The sequence below is a fragment of the Nocardioides marmorisolisilvae genome, from assembly GCF_003725775.1.
In the GTDB taxonomy this organism is placed as follows: Bacteria; Actinomycetota; Actinomycetes; order Propionibacteriales; family Nocardioidaceae; genus Marmoricola; species Marmoricola marmorisolisilvae.
The window spans coordinates 2141331-2160149 of sequence record NZ_RJSG01000002.1 but is presented as its reverse complement, the minus strand read 5'-3'; the positions used below and the strand labels follow the sequence as shown (position 1 = coordinate 2160149).

The 18819-nt window shown below is 70.9% G+C and carries 18 protein-coding genes; 13 read left to right on the top strand and 5 right to left on the bottom strand.

All coding sequences use genetic code 11. The features are described from left to right. Window positions 1-17 precede the first annotated feature (17 nt). The 3 genes from EFL95_RS14490 to EFL95_RS14480 all read right to left on the bottom strand — a co-directional run bounded on the left by EFL95_RS14490 (window position 18) and on the right by EFL95_RS14480 (window position 2622). A complete protein-coding gene (locus tag EFL95_RS14490; protein ID WP_123234617.1) occupies window positions 18-1397 on the bottom strand; it encodes a PepSY-associated TM helix domain-containing protein in 1380 nt (459 codons plus the stop codon). Window positions 1398-1463: 66 nt separating this feature from the next. Next, on the bottom strand, window positions 1464-2162 hold the full coding sequence (locus tag EFL95_RS14485) for a hypothetical protein (protein WP_123234616.1): 699 nt from the start codon (window positions 2160-2162) through the stop codon (window positions 1464-1466). Window positions 2163-2166: 4 nt separating this feature from the next. Then, window positions 2167-2622, bottom strand: a complete 456-nt coding sequence (locus tag EFL95_RS14480; protein ID WP_123234615.1) for an MOSC domain-containing protein — start codon at window positions 2620-2622, stop codon at window positions 2167-2169. Between the two features lie 72 nt (window positions 2623-2694). Here EFL95_RS14480 and EFL95_RS14475 point away from each other — a divergent pair, with 72 nt between their 5' ends. The 11 genes from EFL95_RS14475 to EFL95_RS14425 all read left to right on the top strand — a co-directional run bounded on the left by EFL95_RS14475 (window position 2695) and on the right by EFL95_RS14425 (window position 15020). Beyond that, entirely contained in the window at window positions 2695-3021 is a 327-nt protein-coding gene (locus tag EFL95_RS14475; RefSeq protein WP_123234614.1) for a hypothetical protein, read from the top strand. Next, on the top strand, window positions 3018-4937 hold the full coding sequence (locus tag EFL95_RS14470) for an APC family permease (protein WP_123234613.1): 1920 nt from the start codon (window positions 3018-3020) through the stop codon (window positions 4935-4937). The genes EFL95_RS14475 and EFL95_RS14470 overlap by 4 nt, the downstream gene beginning before the upstream one ends. Window positions 4938-4944: 7 nt before the next feature. Further along, a complete protein-coding gene (locus EFL95_RS14465; RefSeq protein ID WP_183407167.1) occupies window positions 4945-6258 on the top strand; it encodes a sensor histidine kinase in 1314 nt (437 codons plus the stop codon). Next, on the top strand, window positions 6258-6920 hold the full coding sequence (locus EFL95_RS14460) for a response regulator (protein ID WP_281272232.1): 663 nt from the start codon (window positions 6258-6260) through the stop codon (window positions 6918-6920). Before EFL95_RS14465 ends, EFL95_RS14460 begins: the two co-directional genes overlap by 1 nt. A 265-nt stretch (window positions 6921-7185) precedes the next feature. Beyond that, on the top strand, window positions 7186-8598 hold the full coding sequence (locus tag EFL95_RS14455; RefSeq protein WP_246004990.1) for an ABC transporter substrate-binding protein: 1413 nt from the start codon (window positions 7186-7188) through the stop codon (window positions 8596-8598). A gap of 4 nt (window positions 8599-8602) precedes the next feature. Continuing rightward, complete coding sequence (locus EFL95_RS14450) at window positions 8603-10615, top strand: branched-chain amino acid ABC transporter permease (protein ID WP_123234609.1); 2013 nt, start codon at window positions 8603-8605, stop codon at window positions 10613-10615. Beyond that, window positions 10596-11360, top strand: coding sequence for an ABC transporter ATP-binding protein (locus EFL95_RS14445; protein ID WP_123234608.1), 765 nt, complete (start codon window positions 10596-10598; stop codon window positions 11358-11360). The genes EFL95_RS14450 and EFL95_RS14445 overlap by 20 nt, the downstream gene beginning before the upstream one ends. After that, window positions 11357-12064, top strand: a complete 708-nt coding sequence (locus EFL95_RS14440) for an ABC transporter ATP-binding protein (RefSeq protein ID WP_123234607.1) — start codon at window positions 11357-11359, stop codon at window positions 12062-12064. Before EFL95_RS14445 ends, EFL95_RS14440 begins: the two co-directional genes overlap by 4 nt. Continuing rightward, on the top strand, window positions 12061-13704 hold the full coding sequence (locus EFL95_RS14435; protein WP_123234606.1) for a hypothetical protein: 1644 nt from the start codon (window positions 12061-12063) through the stop codon (window positions 13702-13704). The genes EFL95_RS14440 and EFL95_RS14435 overlap by 4 nt, the downstream gene beginning before the upstream one ends. Window positions 13705-13714: 10 nt before the next feature. Beyond that, window positions 13715-14332: a hypothetical protein gene (locus EFL95_RS14430; protein WP_148045061.1), complete on the top strand. Its 618-nt coding sequence runs from the start codon at window positions 13715-13717 to the stop codon at window positions 14330-14332. Between the two features lie 22 nt (window positions 14333-14354). Then, entirely contained in the window at window positions 14355-15020 is a 666-nt protein-coding gene (locus EFL95_RS14425) for a TetR/AcrR family transcriptional regulator (RefSeq protein ID WP_123234604.1), read from the top strand. On the opposite strand, the gene EFL95_RS14420 is transcribed toward EFL95_RS14425, so the two are convergent. Next, window positions 15017-15655: a TetR/AcrR family transcriptional regulator gene (locus EFL95_RS14420; RefSeq protein WP_221176391.1), complete on the bottom strand. Its 639-nt coding sequence runs from the start codon at window positions 15653-15655 to the stop codon at window positions 15017-15019. The genes EFL95_RS14425 and EFL95_RS14420 overlap by 4 nt on opposite strands. Window positions 15656-15755: 100 nt before the next feature. On the opposite strand from EFL95_RS14420, the gene EFL95_RS19570 reads away from it, so the two are divergent. Continuing rightward, complete coding sequence (locus tag EFL95_RS19570) at window positions 15756-15908, top strand: hypothetical protein (RefSeq protein ID WP_183407166.1); 153 nt, start codon at window positions 15756-15758, stop codon at window positions 15906-15908. Here EFL95_RS19570 and EFL95_RS14415 read toward each other — a convergent pair whose 3' ends face one another. Continuing rightward, complete coding sequence (locus tag EFL95_RS14415; protein ID WP_123234602.1) at window positions 15909-16793, bottom strand: alpha/beta fold hydrolase; 885 nt, start codon at window positions 16791-16793, stop codon at window positions 15909-15911. 108 nt (window positions 16794-16901) lie between these two features. Between EFL95_RS14415 and EFL95_RS14410 the strand changes: the two genes are divergently transcribed. Then, window positions 16902-18803 (top strand): ABC transporter permease, encoded by a 1902-nt coding sequence (locus tag EFL95_RS14410; RefSeq protein ID WP_123234601.1) that lies wholly within the window; start codon window positions 16902-16904, stop codon window positions 18801-18803. Window positions 18804-18819 lie beyond the last annotated feature (16 nt).

Here is an 18819-nt window from a genome sequence, read left to right as displayed (position 1 = left end):
TCGAGACGCGGTGACGCTCACCCGGTGCTGAACCACCGCCCCGGTGCGGCGAAGCGTCGGATCACCAGCTGGTCGAGCAGCAGCACGGCCAGCAGGGTCGCCCCGAACAGCGGCAGCAGCACGCCCAGCACCACCAACCCGGCGCTGAGCCACCAGGTGCTGCGCACCGGGAGCCGTCCGCGCGGGGCGCCGAGCGACCGCGACGGTCGTCGCCGCCACCACATCACCGGGCCGGTGACGCACAGCGCCAGCACGAGCACGCAGAACGCCGCCGAGGCGATCATGTTCGGGACGCCGAAGCTGCGCCCCTCGTGCACGCCGATGCCCTGGGAGACCACCTGGGCGGCCGCCGGGTAGTCGGCGAACCCGTAGCTGGCCCGGACCTGACCGGAGTACCGGTCGACGTGCACCGTCCGCTCCTTCGTCGGGTCGCCGAACGCGTCGCCCATCACCGAGTAGACCCCGCGCGTCTCCGACGGCAGCACGATCGAGAACGGGTGCGCGAGACCCTGCTTCTCGGCCACGACCACCGCGGTGTCGACGTCGGCGACCGAGCGTCGTTCGGGTCCCGAGGACGGCACCTGCCCGTCCTGCTGCGCCCACGGCACCTCGACCGCGTGGCTGTGCGGTAGCGACTCGTCCAGCCGTGATGCCGGCTCGGAGGTCGCGCCCGGGTCGGTCGACCAGAGCGAGCTGCCGTGCGAGGTGGCGAGCTCCTGCACCTTGGCTCCCCAGAAGCCGGTCCAGGGCAGCCCGGTGACCACCATGGCCAGGAGCCCGATACCGGTCACCGCCCCGATCAGGCCGTGCCGGTGCCGGGTGGCCGCTCCCTTGGCCGCCCTCGCCATCCGTCGCAGCCGCGCCTTCCGCCCCGAGAAGAAGAGCGCGTAGCCGGTCAGCGCCATCACGATCGCCCAGCAGGCGGCGACCTCGATCAGGCCGTCACCCCAGCGCCCGGCCATCAGGTCGCCGTGCAGCCGGACGGCGTAGCCCGACACGGTCGTGTCCGGGTCGAGCGTGCCGAGCACCTTCGAGCGCCACGGGTCGACGTACACGTCGGTGGTGGAGCCGTCGGGGTTGGTGAAGGAGAAGGCGTTGGTGTCGTTCGCGCCGCGGCCCTCACGCACCAGGCTGAAGGACGCGGACGGGTGGGCCTTCTGGGCAGCGGCGAGCTGCGCGGACAGCGGTTGCTGGTACTGCTCACCGGCCGGTGCGCTCGCGCGCATCAGGTCGTGGTGCAGCACCGGTTCGAGCTGGAAGCGGAACAGGTAGATCAGCCCGGTCACCGCCAGCAGTGCGAAGACCGGGATCACCAGGAAGCTGGCGTAGAAGTGCCAGCGCCAGAACGCGCGGAACAGGCCCGGTGGCCCGGTGCGCGCGGGTACGTCTGTGGACATGCAGAAACTCCTCGAGAGTGCGTCGACTGATCCGCGCGGCAGTCGCCCGCGCGGAGATGAAGGGATTCAGTGAGCTGCGAGGAGGAGCGGGGGGCCGCGGCGGGAGACGCCGGGGGAGTGCTGCAGCGTCCGCGAGATCCGCGGCTGCATCAGGCTGCGCCGCAGGCGCAGGACGGGAATGGCCGGGGGCACGGAGAGACCGGCGAGGGCACGGACCAGACGGACGGCGAGGGCGGCGGTCAGCGCGAGCACCGCCCACAGGGCACGTTCGCCGACGGACAGCCAGAGCCCGACCGCGACCGCGGCCAGGACGTGCGCAACCGCCATCGCCGGGTGCGCGGCGATGTCGACGGCGGTGTGGACCATCCAGGCGGGCACCGCGGGACCGGCGGCCCCGTTCGGCTGCGCCTGGGACCACTGGTCGAAGTAGGAGCCGGTGCGCGGGCCGGTCCCCATCGGGACGATGGCCGGGTGCGGGGTCGGGACGCTGACCGGGTCGCCGCGGTGACCGGCCATCGCCGCCAGCCCGGAGTGGATGAACGCCTGTCCCGCGACGACGAGGGTGACCACCCGCAGCGTCGAGGCGCGTCGTCCGAGGAAGATCGCGGTGAGCGCGGTGCACAGCACCACGAGCACGGTGATGCCGCGCGGACCGGGCAGCAGGCCGTCGGCCGAGACGTGGGCGATGACGCCGGTACTCACCGCCACCGAGGCGATCGCCAGGGCACGCAGCCACCGCAGCGCGGGGGAGGCGTGCGACGGCATGCGGTCAGTCTGCCGCAGGCGCCGCGACCTCGAGGTCGACGGGATCGCCGACCGAGATCGTCCCGCCCTCGAGCACCCGGAAGATCGTGCCGGCCCGGCGCCGCAGCGCAGTCATCGCACCCGGTCCGAGGTTGTCGTCCAGGAGCCGGCACGGAGCCGCCACCCGGACCACCTCGAGCAGGACCGGTCCGATCCGGATGCGGGTGCCCGGCACCGTCGGCACCTCTCCCAGGTCGATGGTGATGTTGCGCCTGGTTCCCTCCGGGCCGATCGGCCGGCCGAGCTCGCCGGCGGCGACGTCGAGAGCCGCCTGCGACTGCACGCTCACGTGCCGGTGCTTCGTGCCGTGGTAGCGGTCGCCGACCAGCCCCTTGCCGGTCTCGGCCTCGACGACCTGGACCGACTTCATCGGCAGGCGAGCGCCGGGGGCGATGGTGATCGCGCTGACCCGGGGCTGCATGGGACGAGCCTCGCACGTCAAGATCCCGTCAAGAACGCCGACGCGGTCCTGCGGCGGTTCCACGATCGAGGCATGGAACAACCTCTGCTTCCCGTCCTCGCCCACCACCTCGGGGGCCGCCTCTTCGTCGTGCTCTGGGGAGGGATGGCCGCGGCATCGGTCAGCGCCGGTCCCGCCGATGTGCGCCCGGCCCTGGTGCTCGGCCTGATCGGCGCCTGCGCCCTCGGTCTCCCGCTGCTGCAGGTGCTCGCGGTCGCCGGGGTCGGCTGGCTGGTGCTGGACGGCTTCGTCGCGCACTCGTACGGCGACCTCGCGTTCGGCGGTTCGGACCTGGCACTCCTGCCGCTGGTGCTGCTCGTGGTCGGACTCGCCGCGCTCGTCCCGGGAGCACGCCGATGACCATCGAAGCCGCACCCGCGACCGGCCCTCTTCCGGTGCGCCGCCCGGTGGAGCGCTGGCTGATGGAGTCGCCGGAGGCGACCGCCGAGGCCGGGGAGCGCAAGCACCCGTGGTGGAAGGTGATGTGCCTGACCGGCGTCGACTACTTCTCCACCCTCGGCTACCAGCCGGGTATCGCAGCTCTGGCCGCCGGCGCCCTCGCCCCGTTCGCCACGCTGGTGCTCGTCGCGCTCACGCTGTTCGGGGCGCTGCCCGTCTACCGACGCGTCGCCCAGGAGAGCCCCCACGGGCAGGGCTCGATCTCGATGCTCGAGCGGCTGCTGCCCTTCTGGCGCGGCAAGCTGTTCGTGCTCGCCCTGCTGGGGTTCGCGGCCACCGACTTCATGATCACCATCACCCTCTCGGCCGCCGACGCGAGCGCACACGTGGTGGAGAACCCGCACGTGCCCGACTTCGTGCACGGCCAGGAGGTGGCGATCACCTTGTTCCTGGTCGCCCTGCTGGGCGCCGTCTTCCTGCGCGGCTTCCGGGAGGCGATCGGCGTCGCTGTCGCCCTGGTCGTCGTCTACCTGGTGCTGAACCTGGTCGTCATCGGCGTCGCCGGGTGGCACGTGGTGCAGCACCCGCACGTGATCGGCGACTGGACCAACCTGCTGCACACCGAGCACAGCAGCGTCCTCGCGATGGTCGGCGTCTCGCTGCTGCTGTTCCCGAAGCTCGCGCTGGGCATGTCCGGCTTCGAGACCGGCGTCGCGGTGATGACCCACGTCGACGGGGCCGACCTCGCCGCCCGGATCCGCAACACCCGGCGGCTGCTGACGACGGCGGCGATCGTGATGAGCGGCTACCTGATCACGAGCAGCTTCGTGACCACCTGGCTGATCCCGCCGAAGGAGTTCGAGGACGGCGGCCACGCGAACGGCCGTGCGCTGGCGTACCTGGCCCACGAGTACCTCGGCAACGTCTTCGGGACGGCGTACGACATCTCCACGATCGCGATCCTCTGGTTCGCCGGCGCCTCCGCGATGGCGGGCATGCTCAACCTGGTGCCGCGCTACCTCCCGCGCTACGGGATGGCCCCGGAGTGGTCGGCGGCGGTGCGCCCGCTGGTGCTGGTGCTCACCGCGATCGGGTTCCTGATCACCTGGGTCTTCCACGCCGACGTGGACGCGCAGGGCGGTGCCTACGCCACCGGCGTGCTGGTGCTGATGACCAGTGCTGCGGTCGCGGTGACCCTGGCCGCGCGCAGGCGCGGCGAGAAGAAGTGGATGGTCGCCTTCGCGGTGATCTCCGTGGTGTTCGTCTACACGACGGTCGACAACGTGCTCGAGCGCCCCGACGGCGTGCGGATCGGTGGCCTGTTCATCGCGGCGATCCTGGCGGTCTCCCTGCTCTCCCGGATCCGGCGCGCCTTCGAGCCGCGGGCCACCGGGGTCGAGATCGACGCGACCGCGCAGATCTTCCTGCGCGACGTCGCCCGCCGGACGATCCGGCTGGTCGCCCACGAGCCGGGGCTCAACACGGTGGCGGCGTACTCGGCCAAGGTCCGCCAGATCCGCCAGGACCACGACCTGCCGCAGGACCCCGACGTGGTCTTCGTGGAGGTGACGGTCGGTGACCCGTCCGACTTCGCGGCACCGCTCTCGGTCACCGGGGTCGTCGAGCACGGCCAGTACCGGGTGCTGCGGCTGGAGGCTTCCTCGGTGCCGAACGCGCTCGCGGCGCTGCTGCTGGAGGTCCGGGACCGCACCGGCGCGATCCCGCACGTCTACTTCGAGTGGACCGAGGGCAACCCGGCGACGCACCTGCTGCGGTTCCTGCTGTTCGGGCAGGGCGAGGTCGCCCCGGTGACCCGCGAGGTGCTCCGCCGGGCGGAGCCCGACCGGGCACGCCGACCGCACGTGCATGTGGGCTAATGGACCCGTGAGGTCCCCGATCGGCTCCACCCGGCTGCTCGCCGGCTACCTGCTCGCGGCGCTCGGAACGGTGTTGGTCACCGTGCTCCTGGTCGGGGTCGACTCGGACTCCAAGCTCTCCCTGGAGGCGCTCGTCTACCTCGCGCTGGTCGTCGCCTGCGCCCTGGTCGGAGGACGCGGGCCGGCCGTGCTGGCGGCGCTGGCCTCCTCGTTCGCCCTGAACTGGTGGTTCTCCCCGCCGCTGCACGAGCTGCGGATCGCCAGCGCCGAGGACGTGGTCTCGCTCGTCGTCTTCCTGGTCGTGGCGCTCGCGGTCAGTGCGGTGGTCGACGCCGCGGCGCGGACCGCGCGGCTGGCCCGGATCGCCCGCAGGGAGGCCGACACCCTGGCCATGCTCAACGCCGCAGCGCTCGTGGACGACGACGTGGCCCGGCTGCTCGGCGTGGTCACCCGCACCTTCGGGTTCACCGGGGCCGCTCTGGACGCACCCGGCGAGACCGCCGACGGCACCCGGTTCGCGCTCCCGGACGGCAGCGCGCTGCGGGTGACCGGGCGCGTCCCGGACGAGGCGGAACGCCGGGTGCTCGGCTCGTTCGCCGGGCACCTCGGGCTGTTGCGGGACCGGGTCGAGCTGGCCCGGCAGGCCCAGGCGGCCCGCGAGCTCGAGGAGGGCAACCGGATCCGCACCGCACTGCTCGCCGCCATCTCCCACGACCTGCGCACCCCGCTGGCCGGGGCCAAGGTGGCCGTCAGCACGTTGAGCTCGCCCGGGATCAGCGAGGACGACCGACGCGAGCTCCTCGACACCGTCGAAGGTTCGGTCGACCGGATGTCGGCGATCGTGGCGAACCTGCTGGACATGACCCGGCTCGAGGCGCGCGGCATCGAGCCCGGCGGGGACGACGTCGACGTCGAGGACCTCGTCGCCCGTTCCCGGGGGACCGAGCCGCTGACCGTCGACGTGCCGGACGACCTGCCCGCGGTCCGGGTGGACGCCGGACTCGTCGAACGGGTGCTGGCCAACCTGATCGAGAACGCTCACCGGCACGGTGCCGGCCCCGTCGGGATCGTCGCCCGTGCCGACGGGGCACAGGTCCGGGTCGCGGTGGTCGACCACGGTCCCGGCGTACCGGAGGAGCAGCGCGCGGCGATGTTCCTGCCGTTCCAGCGCCTCGCCCCGGGTGGCGACGGCGTCGGCCTCGGTCTGGCGGTCGCGCGCGGACTGGCGGAGACCCAGGGCGGCCTGATCGAGGTCGAGGACACCCCGGGTGGCGGCCTGACGATGGTGCTGGTGCTGCCCGCCTCCCGGGAGGACGGATGATCCGCATCCTGGTCGTCGAGGACGAGACGGCGATCCGCCGCTCGCTCGAGATCGGGCTGCGCGCGCACGGGTACGACGTGCTCATCGCCGCCGACGGCCGGACCGCGATCCAGGCCTGCACCGAGGACGCGCCGGACCTGGTGCTGCTCGACCTGGGCCTGCCGGACCTCACCGGGTTCGAGGTGCTGCGCCAGCTGCGGACCTGGAGCACGGTGCCGGTGATCGTGCTCTCGGCGCGGCACGGGTCGGGGGACAAGGTGGAGGCGCTCGACCTCGGCGCCGACGACTACGTGACCAAGCCGTTCGGGCTCGACGAGCTGCTCGCCCGGGTGCGCGCGGCCGGGCGGCGGGCGCAGACCTCCGAGCGGATCGTCACCGACGACTTCGTGATCGACCTGGGTGCTGCGCAGGTCCTCGTCGACGGCGAACCGGTGCGGCTCACGCCCATCGAGTGGAAGCTGCTCGCCGTGCTGGCGGCCAGCCCGGGGCGCCTGGTCGGGCGGGTGGACCTGCTCCACCAGGTCTGGGGGCCGGCCTACGAGGGGGAGACCAACTACCTGCGGGTCTACGTCGCCAACCTGCGCCGCAAGCTCGAACCCGAGCCCGCCCGACCCCGCTACCTGCACACCGAACCCGGCCTGGGCTACCGCTTCACGCCCTGACGCAGGTCCCTTTCGGGCGCTGACCTGCGAAAACTCCTGTGAATCCGGGGTGTGGACCTTCCCCCGGAGCGGTCCTGGGGCCGATACTCTCCAAATAGAACACGTTTCAGAAAGTAACCTCAGCCCCCTTGTGCAGTTATGTGATGCACATCTACTTTCTGTTCGATCTCACCTCAGAAGTTCTGGCGTCAGGAGTACAGCTGTGCGAAGCGTTGCGGGGTCCACTCGGGCCCGCCGACTGCTGGGAGTAGGTGCAGTGGCGCTCATGCTGCTGGTGCCGACCGCGTGCGGAGGATCGGCGATCTCTCCGAAGAAGGCGCTGGAGGCCAATCAGCGCGTGCTCGGCCAGGGCGGTGGCACCGGTAACGGCACCATCGTCGACCCGAACACCGGCACCAACGTGGACCCGGGCACGGGCACCGGCGTTCCCGGCTCGGGCAACAGCGGCACCGGCGGGACGGGCGGCACCGGTGGATCCGGTGGCACCGGCGGCACGGGTGGGACCGGCGGCAGCCAGCCCCCGGCCGGCAGCGGCATCAAGGCCGGCTCGTGCGCGGGCTTCAAGAACGGCAAGGGCATCACCGACAAGGTGATCAAGATCGGCAACTCCTCGGACATCTCCGGTCCGGTTCCGGGCCTGTTCACCGCGGCCCAGCAGGCCACGCAGGCCTACGTCGCCTACTTCAACGCGACCTCGAGCATCTGCGGGCGCAAGCTCCAGCTCGACCTCTACGACTCCAAGACCGACGCCGGCGCCGACCAGCAGTCGTACCAGAAGATCTGCGAGAACGACTTCGCCGCGGTCGGCTCGATGTCGGCCTTCGACTCCGGCGGCGCCGGGACCGCGCAGAGCTGCGGCCTGCCGGACATGCGCACCGCCTCGGTGACCGGCGCCCGCAACGACTGCTCGTCCTGCTTCGGCGCCCAGGCGACCGGCAAGCACGAGTTCTCCAACGCGGTGCCGGACTTCATCGTGAAGAACTACCACGCCGCCAGCCAGAAGGCTGCGTTCCTCTACCTCAACGCCGGTGCCGCCGCCGAGAACGGCAAGTACCAGCAGAAGGTCGAGGAGCAGCGCGGGATGAAGTTCCTCTACAGCGCCGGCATCGACGTGGCGGCCTTCAACTACGGCCCGTACGTGCAGAAGATGAAGGACCTCGGCGTCCAGTACGTCCAGTTCATCGGCGCCTACCAGCAGTCGGTGCGGCTCGCCCAGGCGATCCAGGCGGCCGACTACCACCCGACGGTGCGGATGTACGACCCCTCGGTCTACGACTACAACTTCCTCAAGACCGGTGGCTCGGCCATCGAGGGCGCGTTCATGTTCATCAACTTCACGCCGCTCGAGGAGAGCCAGCCGGAGCTGAACCTGTACAAGAAGTGGCTCAAGCAGGTCGCCCCGTCGGCCCAGCCGACCTTCTTCGGCGAGTTCGCCTGGTCGGCCGCCAAGCTCTTCGTCCAGAACGCGATCGCTCTCGGCGGGAAGCTCAACCGGTCCACCCTGACCGCGAGCTTCAAGCCGGTGCACGCCTGGACCGGAGGCGGGATGCACGGACCGATGGACGTCGGCGGCAAGCACTCGCCGTCGTGCGTGCGGTTCCTCCAGGTGAAGGGCGGCAAGTTCGTCCCGCTGGGCCCGACCAAGTACATGTGCAACGGCAGCAGCGTCGGTCGGTGATCTGATGGGTGCCTTCCTGTCCTACACCGTCATCGGGATCTTCACCGGTGCGGCGTACGCGATCGCGGCCAGCGGCCTGGTGCTGACCTACTCGACCACCCGGGTGTTCAACATCGCCCACGGCGCGGTCGGCATGGTCTTCGCCTTCCTCTACTGGGACTTCTCGGTCAAGCAGGGTCTGCCCGTCTGGCTCTCGCTCATCCTGGTGCTCGGCGTGTGCGCTCCGCTCACCGGCGTGTTCATCCAGCGCGTCATCACCCGCGGCCTCGGGAACGCGCCCGTGGGCGCCTCCCTGGTCGTGACCGTGGCGATGACCGTGATGCTGATCGGCATCGCGCGACAGATCTGGCCCCCGGACGCCCGCTCGCTCGAGCAGTACTTCCCGGACCACCTGATCCACATGGGCAGCGTGATCGTGACCTGGCAGCAGATCATCACGGTCGTGGTCTCGATCCTGGTCGCAGCCGGGCTCTACGTGCTGCTCTCGCGCACCCGGATCGGCACGGCGATGCGCGCCAGCGTCGACAACCCCGACCTGCTGCACCTCTACGGCGGCCGCTCCGACATCGTCGCCGCTCTCGCCTGGGCGGTGGGCACCTCGCTGGCAGCCCTGGGCGGCATCCTGCTCGCGCCGGTGATCGGCCTGCAGTACTTCGACCTGACCCTGCTGGTCATCTCGGCGTACGCCGCGGCGATGCTCGGCAAGCTCACCAACCTGCCGCTGACTTACGTCGGCGCGATGGGGCTCGGCCTGGGCCAGTCCTACATCGTCGGATACCTGCAGTACATCCCCGGCCACGACAAGCTCACGGGTCTGCCCGCGGTGATGCCGGCTCTGTTCCTCTTCGCGATCCTCGTGCTGCTGCCGCAGGCGCCGCTGCGGATCGGTCAGGTCAAGGGCCTCGTGTCCGCGCCGGTGCCGACGCTGGGCCGGTCAGCGGTCTTCGGCGGCGGTCTCATCGTCGTGGTGATCCTGATGGCCGCCGGCATGGCCGACTCCGACCTGCTGCTCGTGGGCACCGCCGCGACGTACGGCATCGTGATGCTCTCGCTGGTGCTGCTCACCGGCTACGGCGGCTTCGTCTCGCTGGCGCAGTTCACCTTCGCCGGTGTCGGCGCGGTCGCCTACGCCAAGCTCGACCAGCCGAACCTCTTCGGACTGCTGGTGGCGGTGCTGATCTCCGCTGCGGTCGGTGCGCTGGTGGCGCTGCCTGTGCTGCGTCTGACCGGCCTCTACCTGGCGCTGGCGACCATGGCTTTCGGCCTCCTGATGGACAAGGTCGTGTTCACGTCCTCGTGGGCCTTCGAGTTCAACAACCCGCTCAACGCCAAGCGGCTGTCGATCTTCGGCACGCACGTCAACAGCATCGGGAACTACACGATCATGATGACGGTGTTCTTCGTGCTGATCTCACTGGTCGTGGTGGCGGTGCGTCGCGGGCCGCTGGGCCGGATCCTGATCGCCACGCGCGACAGCCAGGCTGCTTGCGGCACCCTCGGGCTCGACATCCGCTGGGTGCGGGTCGCGCTGTTCGCGTCGTCGGCCGGCGTCGCGGGTCTCGCGGGCGCCTTGCTGGCGGGTCTGCGGGGCACGATCGTGTCGAACGACTTCATCTTCTTCAACAGCCTGCTCCTGCTGGTGTGCGTCGCGATCTGGGGTGTCACCTCCGTCTCGGGTGCGGCGATGGGCGCGATCTTCCTGATGCTGCTCAACTACCTGCCCGGGTTCCTCGGCAAGAACGAGTCCACCCAGGGCCTGCTGTTCATCCTGCTGGGCGCCGGCGCGATCCTGATCGGCCGGAACCCGAACGGCTTGATGTTCTGGGTCTTCAAGATCCCCTCGTGGATCCAGGGCGGTTTGTTCCCGGTGCTCGCCGACCGGTTCCCGGGGATGGCCCTCAAGGTCCGTGACTTCGCGGGCGGGGACCGCGACGATGAGGTGATCGGCGAGCCGGGCGGAGCCCACGCCCACCGCGACGAGGAGGAGGTGGACAGCGATGCCGTTGCTGCACGTTGACGACGTCGTCGTCCAGTTCGGCGGCGTGACCGCCGTCAACCACGCCCAGTTCGAGGTCGAGGAAGGCACCATCACCGGGCTGATCGGCCCGAACGGTGCCGGCAAGACCACCTGTTTCAACGTGATCACCGGCCTGCAGACCCCGACCTCGGGCAAGGTGCTGCTGGACGGCCGGGACATCACCCGGATGCCGGTCCACCGCCGTTCGCGCCGCGGGATCGGCCGCACCTTCCAGCGGCTGGAGGCCTTCGGGTCGCTGACCGTGGCGGACAACGTCCGCACCGCGCTGGACATCCACGACGGGTTCAGCGGGATCTTCCGCTCGGCCAACGCGGACATCGAGCACCTGCTGGACCGGGTCGGGATCGCCGGCTACGCCCAGGAGCGGGCCGACTCGGTCCCCACCGGCGTGGCCCGGCTCCTCGAGCTGGCCCGGGCACTGGCCTGCGACCCGCGGCTGCTGCTCCTCGACGAGCCGTCCTCGGGTCTGGACGAGTCCGAGACCGAGGCGTTCGGGGACCTGCTCAAGGAGCTGGCCTCCGAGGGACGCACGGTGCTGATGGTCGAGCACGACATGGACCTGGTGATGGCGGTCTGCGACGCCATCCACGTCCTCGACTTCGGCTCGATCATCGCCCAGGGCACCCCGGCCGAGATCCGGGCGAACAAGCTGGTGCAGAAGGCCTACCTCGGCTACGCCGACGAGGCAGATGCCGCAGACGAGACGAAGGTGATGTCGCTGTGAGCGTCCCGATCCTGGAGTGCGTCGACGTGCACGCCGCCTACGGGCGGATCGAGGTGCTGCGCGGCGTCGACCTGAAGGTTCCGCGCGGCGCCGTGGTCGCGCTGCTCGGCCCGAACGGCGGCGGCAAGTCCACCCTGCTCAAGGTGATCTCCGGTCAGATGGAGAAGACCTCCGGCCACGTGCACATGGCCGGCGTGAACGTGCACGGCGCCAGCGCCGACGACCTGGCCCGCCTGGGGCTGACCACGATCCCCGAGGGTCGCAGCGTCTTCCCGAACCTCACGGTCGAGGAGAACCTGCTGCTGATGTCGTACGCCGGAGTGGCGCCCGACAAGGTCTTCGACACGGCGTACTCCTACTTCCCGCGGCTGCACGAGCGCCGCTACCAGCTGGCCGGGACGATGTCCGGCGGCGAGCAGCAGATGCTGGCGATGGCCCGCGCGCTGACCTCGGACCCGGCGCTGCTGCTGCTCGACGAGCTCTCGATGGGCCTCGCGCCGCTGATCGTCGACGAGCTCTACGAGACGGTGGCGAAGATCGCCGAGTCGGGCGTCTCGATCCTGTGCGTCGAGCAGTTCGCACGCACGGCGCTGCGGGTCTCCGACTACGCAGCAGTGATGACCGGTGGTCGCGTCGTCGCGACCGGGGAGCCGAACGAGATCAACGAGATCATGGCCGACGTGATCCTAGGGGGAGCAGCATGAGCTGCAACGAGTGCCAGACCGGCAAGACGTTGTACGACAAGACGGTGGTCCGACGGGCCGCTGCCACGAGCCGACGTGCCCGACGCACGATGGCGAGCGGGCTGGTGCTGTCGCTGCTGGCGCTGGGGGGCGCCGCAACGCTGGCCCCGGCCCACGCCGCCGACTTCTCCGGCTTCAGCACGCACGCGCAGGCGACGCCGCTGCGCATCGAGCTGCGCGAGCCCGCCATCCCGATCCCGGCGGACCCGCAGGCGGAGTTCAACTTCTCCTACACCAAGGTCGACGGCACCTCCGGCCCGATCGGCACCGCACGCGCCTCGGCGATGTGGCCCGGCGACTCGGTCGGTGAGGGTCTGAAGACCTTCGGCGAGCAGCTCGGCCTGCCGGCCCCGCTGCTGGTGCTGACCAACGGCGGCTACCCGGTCCAGGTCAACGCCCAGTCGCCGGGAGACACCACCTCGCAGACCCAGGAGTTCTTCGCGGGGATGACCGGCAAGGTCAACACCAGCGGGAAGCAGGCGGTCGCCAAGGTCGGCTACGGCACCTCCGGTGACGTCGACCCCGGTGACAACGGCACCACCACCGCTCCGTCCAGCCCGAGCCTGCTGGACTCGCTGAAGAACGGCGACCTGAGTGCGCTGGGCAACGCGCTGACCGGCACCAAGTCCGGTGGCGCGAACGACCCGCAGCCTTCCGCCGGTCCGCTGGGCAACCTGAGCCTCCTGGTCAACGCCGGGGGCATGGACAGCATCTCGACGACCAACTACGACCCGGACGCCGACAAGGTCACCGCCACGGCGACCAGCCGGCTGGGCAACATCTCGCTGCTCGCCGGCATCGTCCAGCTCACCGGCGTCGAGGTCATCACCACGGTGACCAGCAACATCGCCGAGGGCGCGAAGATCTACAAGAAGGTCAACGTCGGCGGCATGTCGATCGCGGGCAACAAGTTCGTCTTCACCGGCACCGGTATCGAGGCCCAGGGCAAGCAGACCCCGATCCCGGGTCTGCCGGACGCTCCGGCGGCCGCGCTCAAGGCGCTGGGCATCAGCTTCCACCTCGGTGAGGTCACCCAGGACAAGTCCGGCTCCTCGGGCACGATCACCGCCGAGGGTCTGCGGATCACCATCGACACCGCGCCGCTGCGCTCCAAGCTGCCGTCGCTGCCGCTGGGAGACCTCATCAACAAGCTCCCCGACCTGCCGGGCCAGGCCAGCATCCTCAAGGGCCTGCTGCTCGCGCTGACCGAGGCGCACCCGCGCCTGGACCTGGTGCTCGGCCAGTCGACCGCGTCGGCCCAGACCGTCCCCGCGATCGACAACGGCAGCGTGACGCCGCCGGACCTCGGTGGCGTCGTGACCCCGCCCTCGACCGGCGACACCCCGATCACCGCGCCGCTCCCGGGCGAGAACGCCCCGCTCCCGACCGGTGAGCAGCAGAACAACCCGAACATCAAGTACACCAACGCACCGGGGCTGCCGCCGCTGGGCAGCATCCCGATGTGGCTGCTCCTCCTCGGGTTGGCCGCTGCGCTCGGCGTCGGCTGGTACGTCCGCACCGCGGGACTCCTCCTCTTCGGTGCCGCAGGAGCCTGCGGCCACGGGCTCAAGTCCGGAATCCCTGACCTCAGGAAGGCATGAGATGGCAACCATGGACACGACTGCAGGCGCGCTGAGCGCCGGCGGCCACGCAGAGTCGATCCCGAAGGCCGCGAAGGCCGACGGCGTCGCACCGCTGCGCAGCAACAACGCGCAGCTGCTGCAGATGGTGCTCTTCGTCGCCGGAGCCGTGCTGCTGCCCGGCGGCCTGGTCGTCATCGGCCTGGGCTGGTACGGGACGGCGCACACGCCGTACGAGTACAACCAGAACGCCTACCTGATCTCCGGCGGCATCCTCGGCCTGGGCATCACCCTGGTCGGCGGCTTCCTGTACTTCGGGTCGTTCCTGGCCCGGCTCGCGATCGACCAGCGCGAGTCCTCCCAGCACCTCGCCGAGGCGCTCTCCAAGCTGTCCGACAGCCTGGAGAAGAACAGCGCTGCGGCGGCCGAGGTCGCCGAGGCTCCGGCTGCGGCGACGACCGCGAAGCGGGCCGCCCGCAAGGCGGCCGCCCCTGCCCGGGCCAAGGACGCTGGCGCCTCCCTGGTGGTGGCCGGCAACGGCACGACCCTGCACCGTGCGGACTGCGACCTGATCGCCGGTCGTGAGGACCTGGTTCCGGCTCCGGCCGACTCCAGCGGCCTGACCCCGTGCCGGCTCTGCCAGGGCTGACCGAGACGGTCCGAGCAGCACCGTGACCACCAGTCCGCTGCGGGCGCACGTCCAGCCGCGAACGACCGCACGCCCGATCCCGCAGCAGCGTCGCACCCAGGCGCAGCGTCGTGCGGAGAGCGAGCGCCGGCTGCTCGACGCTGCCGCCGAGCTGATCGTCGAGCGCGGCATCGAGGGCACCTCGCTCGCCGAGATCGGCCGGGTGGCCGGCTACAGCCACGGCTTGGTGCACCAGCGCTTCGGTTCCAAGGAGGCGCTCGTCGAGCGCTTGAACACCGAGGCCGTGCGGATGTTCACCACCGCGACGCTGGCTGCGGTCGGCACGACGCGGGGGCTGGCCGCGCTGCGCATCGTCGCTGACACCTACCTCGACCTGGTCCAGGCCGAGGACCCGCTGGGACGGGTGCACCTGGTCGTCTGGACCGAGGCGGTCGCCCGCGCCTCGGAGCGCCGCTCCTACCGGGTGACCTGGGACCGCTACTTCCGTTCCGCGTTCGCCCAGCTCATCCTCGATGCGGCCGCCGACGGCACGGTCCGCTCGGACGTCGACGTGGACGCGATGTCGATGGTCGTCGTCGGGTTGCTGCGCGGCGTCGCGCTCCAGCTGATGCTCGACCCGGCCGGTGCCACGGCCGAGACCCGGGCAGCGGTGCTGGACCACCTCACCCGGATGCTGGCCGCCGACTAGCGGGGGCGCAGCGCGTCGCGCACCATCACGTCGAGTGCCGCCTGAGCCGTGGACAGGTCGGTCTGTCCTGGATCCAGCAGCAGCTGCATCGCGATCCCGCGCAGGCTGCCGACGATGCTGATCGCGGCCTGGGGGACGGGGAGCCTCGCATCCACCGATCCCTGGGCGACAGCGTCCTGGAGCAACGTCTCGATGAAGTCGCGCAGCCGGCGGTCCCAGTCCAGGTGCGCGGCGCGGCGCTCGGCGGTGTGCGCGACGGCCTCGCTCCACAGCACCACGTGCACCCGACCGATCGGGTCCGGTCCGTCGACCAGGTCCAGGTACAACGCACAGAGCTCCATCAGGGCGTCGATCCCGGTGAGCCCGCGCAGCCGTCCGCGGGCGGTCGCGGCGTAGTACTCGCCGGCCTGTTCGATCAGCCGGTCGACCAGCTCGTCCTTGGACCCGAAGCGGTGGTTGACCGCGGCGTGCGAGGCTCCGGCCCGGCGCCCGATGTCGGCGAGCGAGGTCAGCTCGAGACCGCGCTCGACGATCAGCTCGGCCGAGGCCTGGAGCAGGCGGCGCTCACTCTCCGCGCGGCGCTCCGCCTGGGTACGGCGCTCCGCCGGCGGAGTGCTCACGGGTGCATCGCTCACGGGAGCGACGCTACCGGCCTCAGCCCTTGTGGACAGGCGGTTCGCGGCGTAGACAGGAAGGGCACCGCCGCCGGAAAGGCTGAGAAAGGATGGTGCTGCGATGGTGGGCATGATCATCGTGGTCGGAGTCGTGACCCTGTGCTTCGGGATCGCCATGGTCTGCGCGGAGTTCGCCGATCGCCGGCGCTCGATCGAGGTCGATCACGACCCGAGCCGGTTCAACGCGAAGCCGCCCAAACCGCTGCTGCCCTAGCTAGCTCGCCAGGTACCCGACGATCGCGGCGTTGACCTCTGCCGGCTTCTCGAGGTGGAGGAAGTGCCCCGTGCCCTCGACCAGGCGCAGCACGCTGCCCTCGGGGAGCCGTGGCTCCGAGGAGGCCGCCAGCCGGACGTCCATGCAGCCGTCGTCGGTGCCGTGCAGGTAGAGCATCGGCATCCGCGGCTCGCGCATCTCCGCGCCCTTCCAGCGCCGGTACGCCGGCGGCGGTCCGAACGGGCTGACCAGCGCCCGGTAGTAGCCGAAGATCTGCCGCCGGTTCTGCTCCCAGGACATCGCCTCGAAGACCGAGCGCAGGTCCGCCTCCGCGTCGTACCCGGGGGACCAGGTGCGCCACAGGTAGCGGACCAGGCGCTGGTGGTGCCGCTCGGGCAGCCGCGGCAGCCGGTTGAAGCCGATGTACCAGCTGTTCCGCATCTGCCGGGGGAGGATCTTCGGGTCGGGCTTCACCGCGGTGAACGGCGGCACCGACATGACGACCGCCTTAGCGAACGGGTTGTCGTCGTGGGCCAGCAGCGCATTGGTGGCAATGGCGCCCCAGTCGTGGCCGACCACGATCGCGTCAGCACCACCGTCGAGAGCGCGGTGGATGCCGAGGACGTCGGAGACCAGCGCTGCGACGTCTCCGCTGCCGTCGGCAGGAACAGCAGAAGGGGCGTACCCGCGCATGAACGGAGCCACCACCCGGTAGCCGGCGTCGGCCAGCACGGGTCCGAGGTGGCGCCAGGTGTGTGCGGTGTCCGGGAACCCGTGCAGCAGGATCGCCAGCGGACGCTTCCCGGATTTCTTGGTCGACTCCATCGGCCCCCAGGTGAGCGCGGCCAGCGAGACCTCGGGCAGCTCGATGCGGATCTGTTCCATGGCCGACATCCTTGCGGGTCGCGGTCGGTGACGTGGGGCTTCCGTGCCGATAGCCTTCTTGAGACACCGAGTCACGGGTACTCACCACCACGCGACAGGGGGAACGGCATGACAGTCCTGGAGACCACGCCCACGGCAGGCGGAGCCGCCTTCAGCGAGATCCTGATCGCCGCCGCGATGGTGGGCGGGGTGATGCTCGCCTTCGGCTGGGTGGTGCTGCGCGAGCGGACCGGGCACACCACGCTGGTGGGCCAGCTCGCCGACAAGCTCGCGCAGATCGACGGCCTGCCGCGCTGGGTCGGGCTGCCGATGTACCTGCTGCTCGCCGCGCTGCTCTGCGCCGCGTTCGGGGTGTGGTGGGACGTGCCGATCCACATGCAGAACGGCCGGGACACGGGTCCGCTGGCCAACCCCTCGCACTACTTCATCCTGTTCGGCATCCTCGGGTTCACCCACGCCGGCGTGCTCTCGATGGGCCTGGCACGCGACCCGCTGCCGCGGCGTACGGTCCGCCTGACGAAGACCTGGCGGGTGCCGATGGGTTCGCTGGTCATCCTCGGCGCGGGTCAGATCGCCCTGCTCGGGTTCCCGGCCGACGACGTCTGGCACCGGCTGTTCGGGCAGGACGTCACCGAGTGGGGTCCGACCCACGTGATGATGATCGGCGGGGCGGTCACCTGCATCCTCGGCATCCCGCTGCTGCTCGCCGAGGCCTACCAGGTCGGCGCCCCCGGCACCCGGACCACGATCGGCCGGCTGCGCTCGACGCTGATGCTGGCGCTCTGCTTCATCCCGGTGGCGTTCCTGATGGAGTTCGACCTCGGCGTTCCGCAGTACCCGGCGGCGACGGAGTTCATCATCGCCGGCTTCATCTTCGCCTGGATCGCGACCGCGGTCCGGACCTGGTTCGGCCCCGGAGGTGCGCTGTTCGCGGTCGCGGTCTACCTCGGGGTGCACGCCTACCTCTGGATCACCGTCGGCGCGCTGCCGCACGTCCTGACCGCGCGGTTCCTGCTCTTCGTGCCCTCGGCGATCCTGGTCGAGCTGGTCGCCCTGGTCCTGGCGCCGACCCGGCGCCGGGTCGCGTTCGCGCTCGTCTCCGGGCTCCTGGTCGGCACCCTCGGCCTGTACGCCGAGTGGTGGTGGACCAAGGCCTTCCTGCCGTACCCGCAGCCGATCGCCTCGAGCGCGCTGCCGCTGATGCTCACGGTCGGGACGCTGGCCGCCCTGGGCGGTGCATCGCTCGGCCTCTGGCACGTCGCGCGCCTGCACGACGTGGCCGGGGCGACCCCGACCGTCGCGGAGCCGCCCGCGGCGGCTCCGGGTCACACGTTCCGCTGGGCCGGGCTGGCCGGCGTCGGCGTGGCGCTGGCACTGATGGTGGTCTTCGCGCCGCCCTCGGGTGGCGACGGCAAGATCACCGCGACGATCGGTCTCGACAACGCGTGCGACGGCACCCAGCGGTGCTCCTCCGGCGTCACGGTGCGGTTCTCGCCGGCGGACGCGGTCGACGACGCGGTCTGGGTCTACGGCCTGTCGTGGCAGGGGCGCGGCCCGAAGGCGGACGCGGTGAACCCGCCGGTCGACCCCGAGGCGAAGGTGCCGGGCATCGTCCGCGTTGCCATGGAGCCGACGGGGGAGCCCGGCGTCTACCGCAGCTCCGACGACCTGCCGATGTACGGGCACTGGAAGACCTTGATCCGGGTGCACCTGCTGCCCACCACGATGCTGGCGGTGCCGCTGCACGCGCCGAACGACCCGGCCATCACGAGCACCCGCGGGCGCGAGGTGCTGGCCCACGACGGCGACAAGGTCCAGCTCCGCGCCGAGAAGCAGTTCCTCCAGCGCGAGATCAAGGACGACGTCCCCGGGTGGCTGAACACCGGCGCCTACCTGGTGGTGATCGGCTCCTGGCTCTCCCTGGTGCTGTTCTTCGGCTGGTGCTACGCCCAGGCCGCCAAGGGCGTCGGCACGGGCGCTCCGCGGGCCCGCGAGACCGTCGACGCGTGAGCGGTTCCGGAAGTCT

Coding starts and splice junctions, on each gene's coding strand:
- EFL95_RS14445 (WP_123234608.1), top strand. CDS start 10,596: ATGCCGTTGCTGCACGTTGACGACGTCGTCGTCCAGTTCGGCGGCGTG.
- EFL95_RS14475 (WP_123234614.1), top strand. CDS start 2,695: ATGGAACAACCTCTGCTTCCCGTCCTCGCCCACCACCTCGGGGGCCGC.
- EFL95_RS14450 (WP_123234609.1), top strand. CDS start 8,603: ATGGGTGCCTTCCTGTCCTACACCGTCATCGGGATCTTCACCGGTGCG.
- EFL95_RS14455 (WP_246004990.1), top strand. CDS start 7,186: ATGCTGCTGGTGCCGACCGCGTGCGGAGGATCGGCGATCTCTCCGAAG.
- EFL95_RS14430 (WP_148045061.1), top strand. CDS start 13,715: ATGGACACGACTGCAGGCGCGCTGAGCGCCGGCGGCCACGCAGAGTCG.
- EFL95_RS14470 (WP_123234613.1), top strand. CDS start 3,018: ATGACCATCGAAGCCGCACCCGCGACCGGCCCTCTTCCGGTGCGCCGC.
- EFL95_RS14410 (WP_123234601.1), top strand. CDS start 16,902: ATGACAGTCCTGGAGACCACGCCCACGGCAGGCGGAGCCGCCTTCAGC.
- EFL95_RS14480 (WP_123234615.1), bottom strand. CDS start 2,622: ATGCAGCCCCGGGTCAGCGCGATCACCATCGCCCCCGGCGCTCGCCTG.
- EFL95_RS14435 (WP_123234606.1), top strand. CDS start 12,061: ATGAGCTGCAACGAGTGCCAGACCGGCAAGACGTTGTACGACAAGACG.
- EFL95_RS14490 (WP_123234617.1), bottom strand. CDS start 1,397: ATGTCCACAGACGTACCCGCGCGCACCGGGCCACCGGGCCTGTTCCGC.
- EFL95_RS14485 (WP_123234616.1), bottom strand. CDS start 2,162: ATGCCGTCGCACGCCTCCCCCGCGCTGCGGTGGCTGCGTGCCCTGGCG.
- EFL95_RS14415 (WP_123234602.1), bottom strand. CDS start 16,793: ATGGAACAGATCCGCATCGAGCTGCCCGAGGTCTCGCTGGCCGCGCTC.
- EFL95_RS19570 (WP_183407166.1), top strand. CDS start 15,756: ATGGTGGGCATGATCATCGTGGTCGGAGTCGTGACCCTGTGCTTCGGG.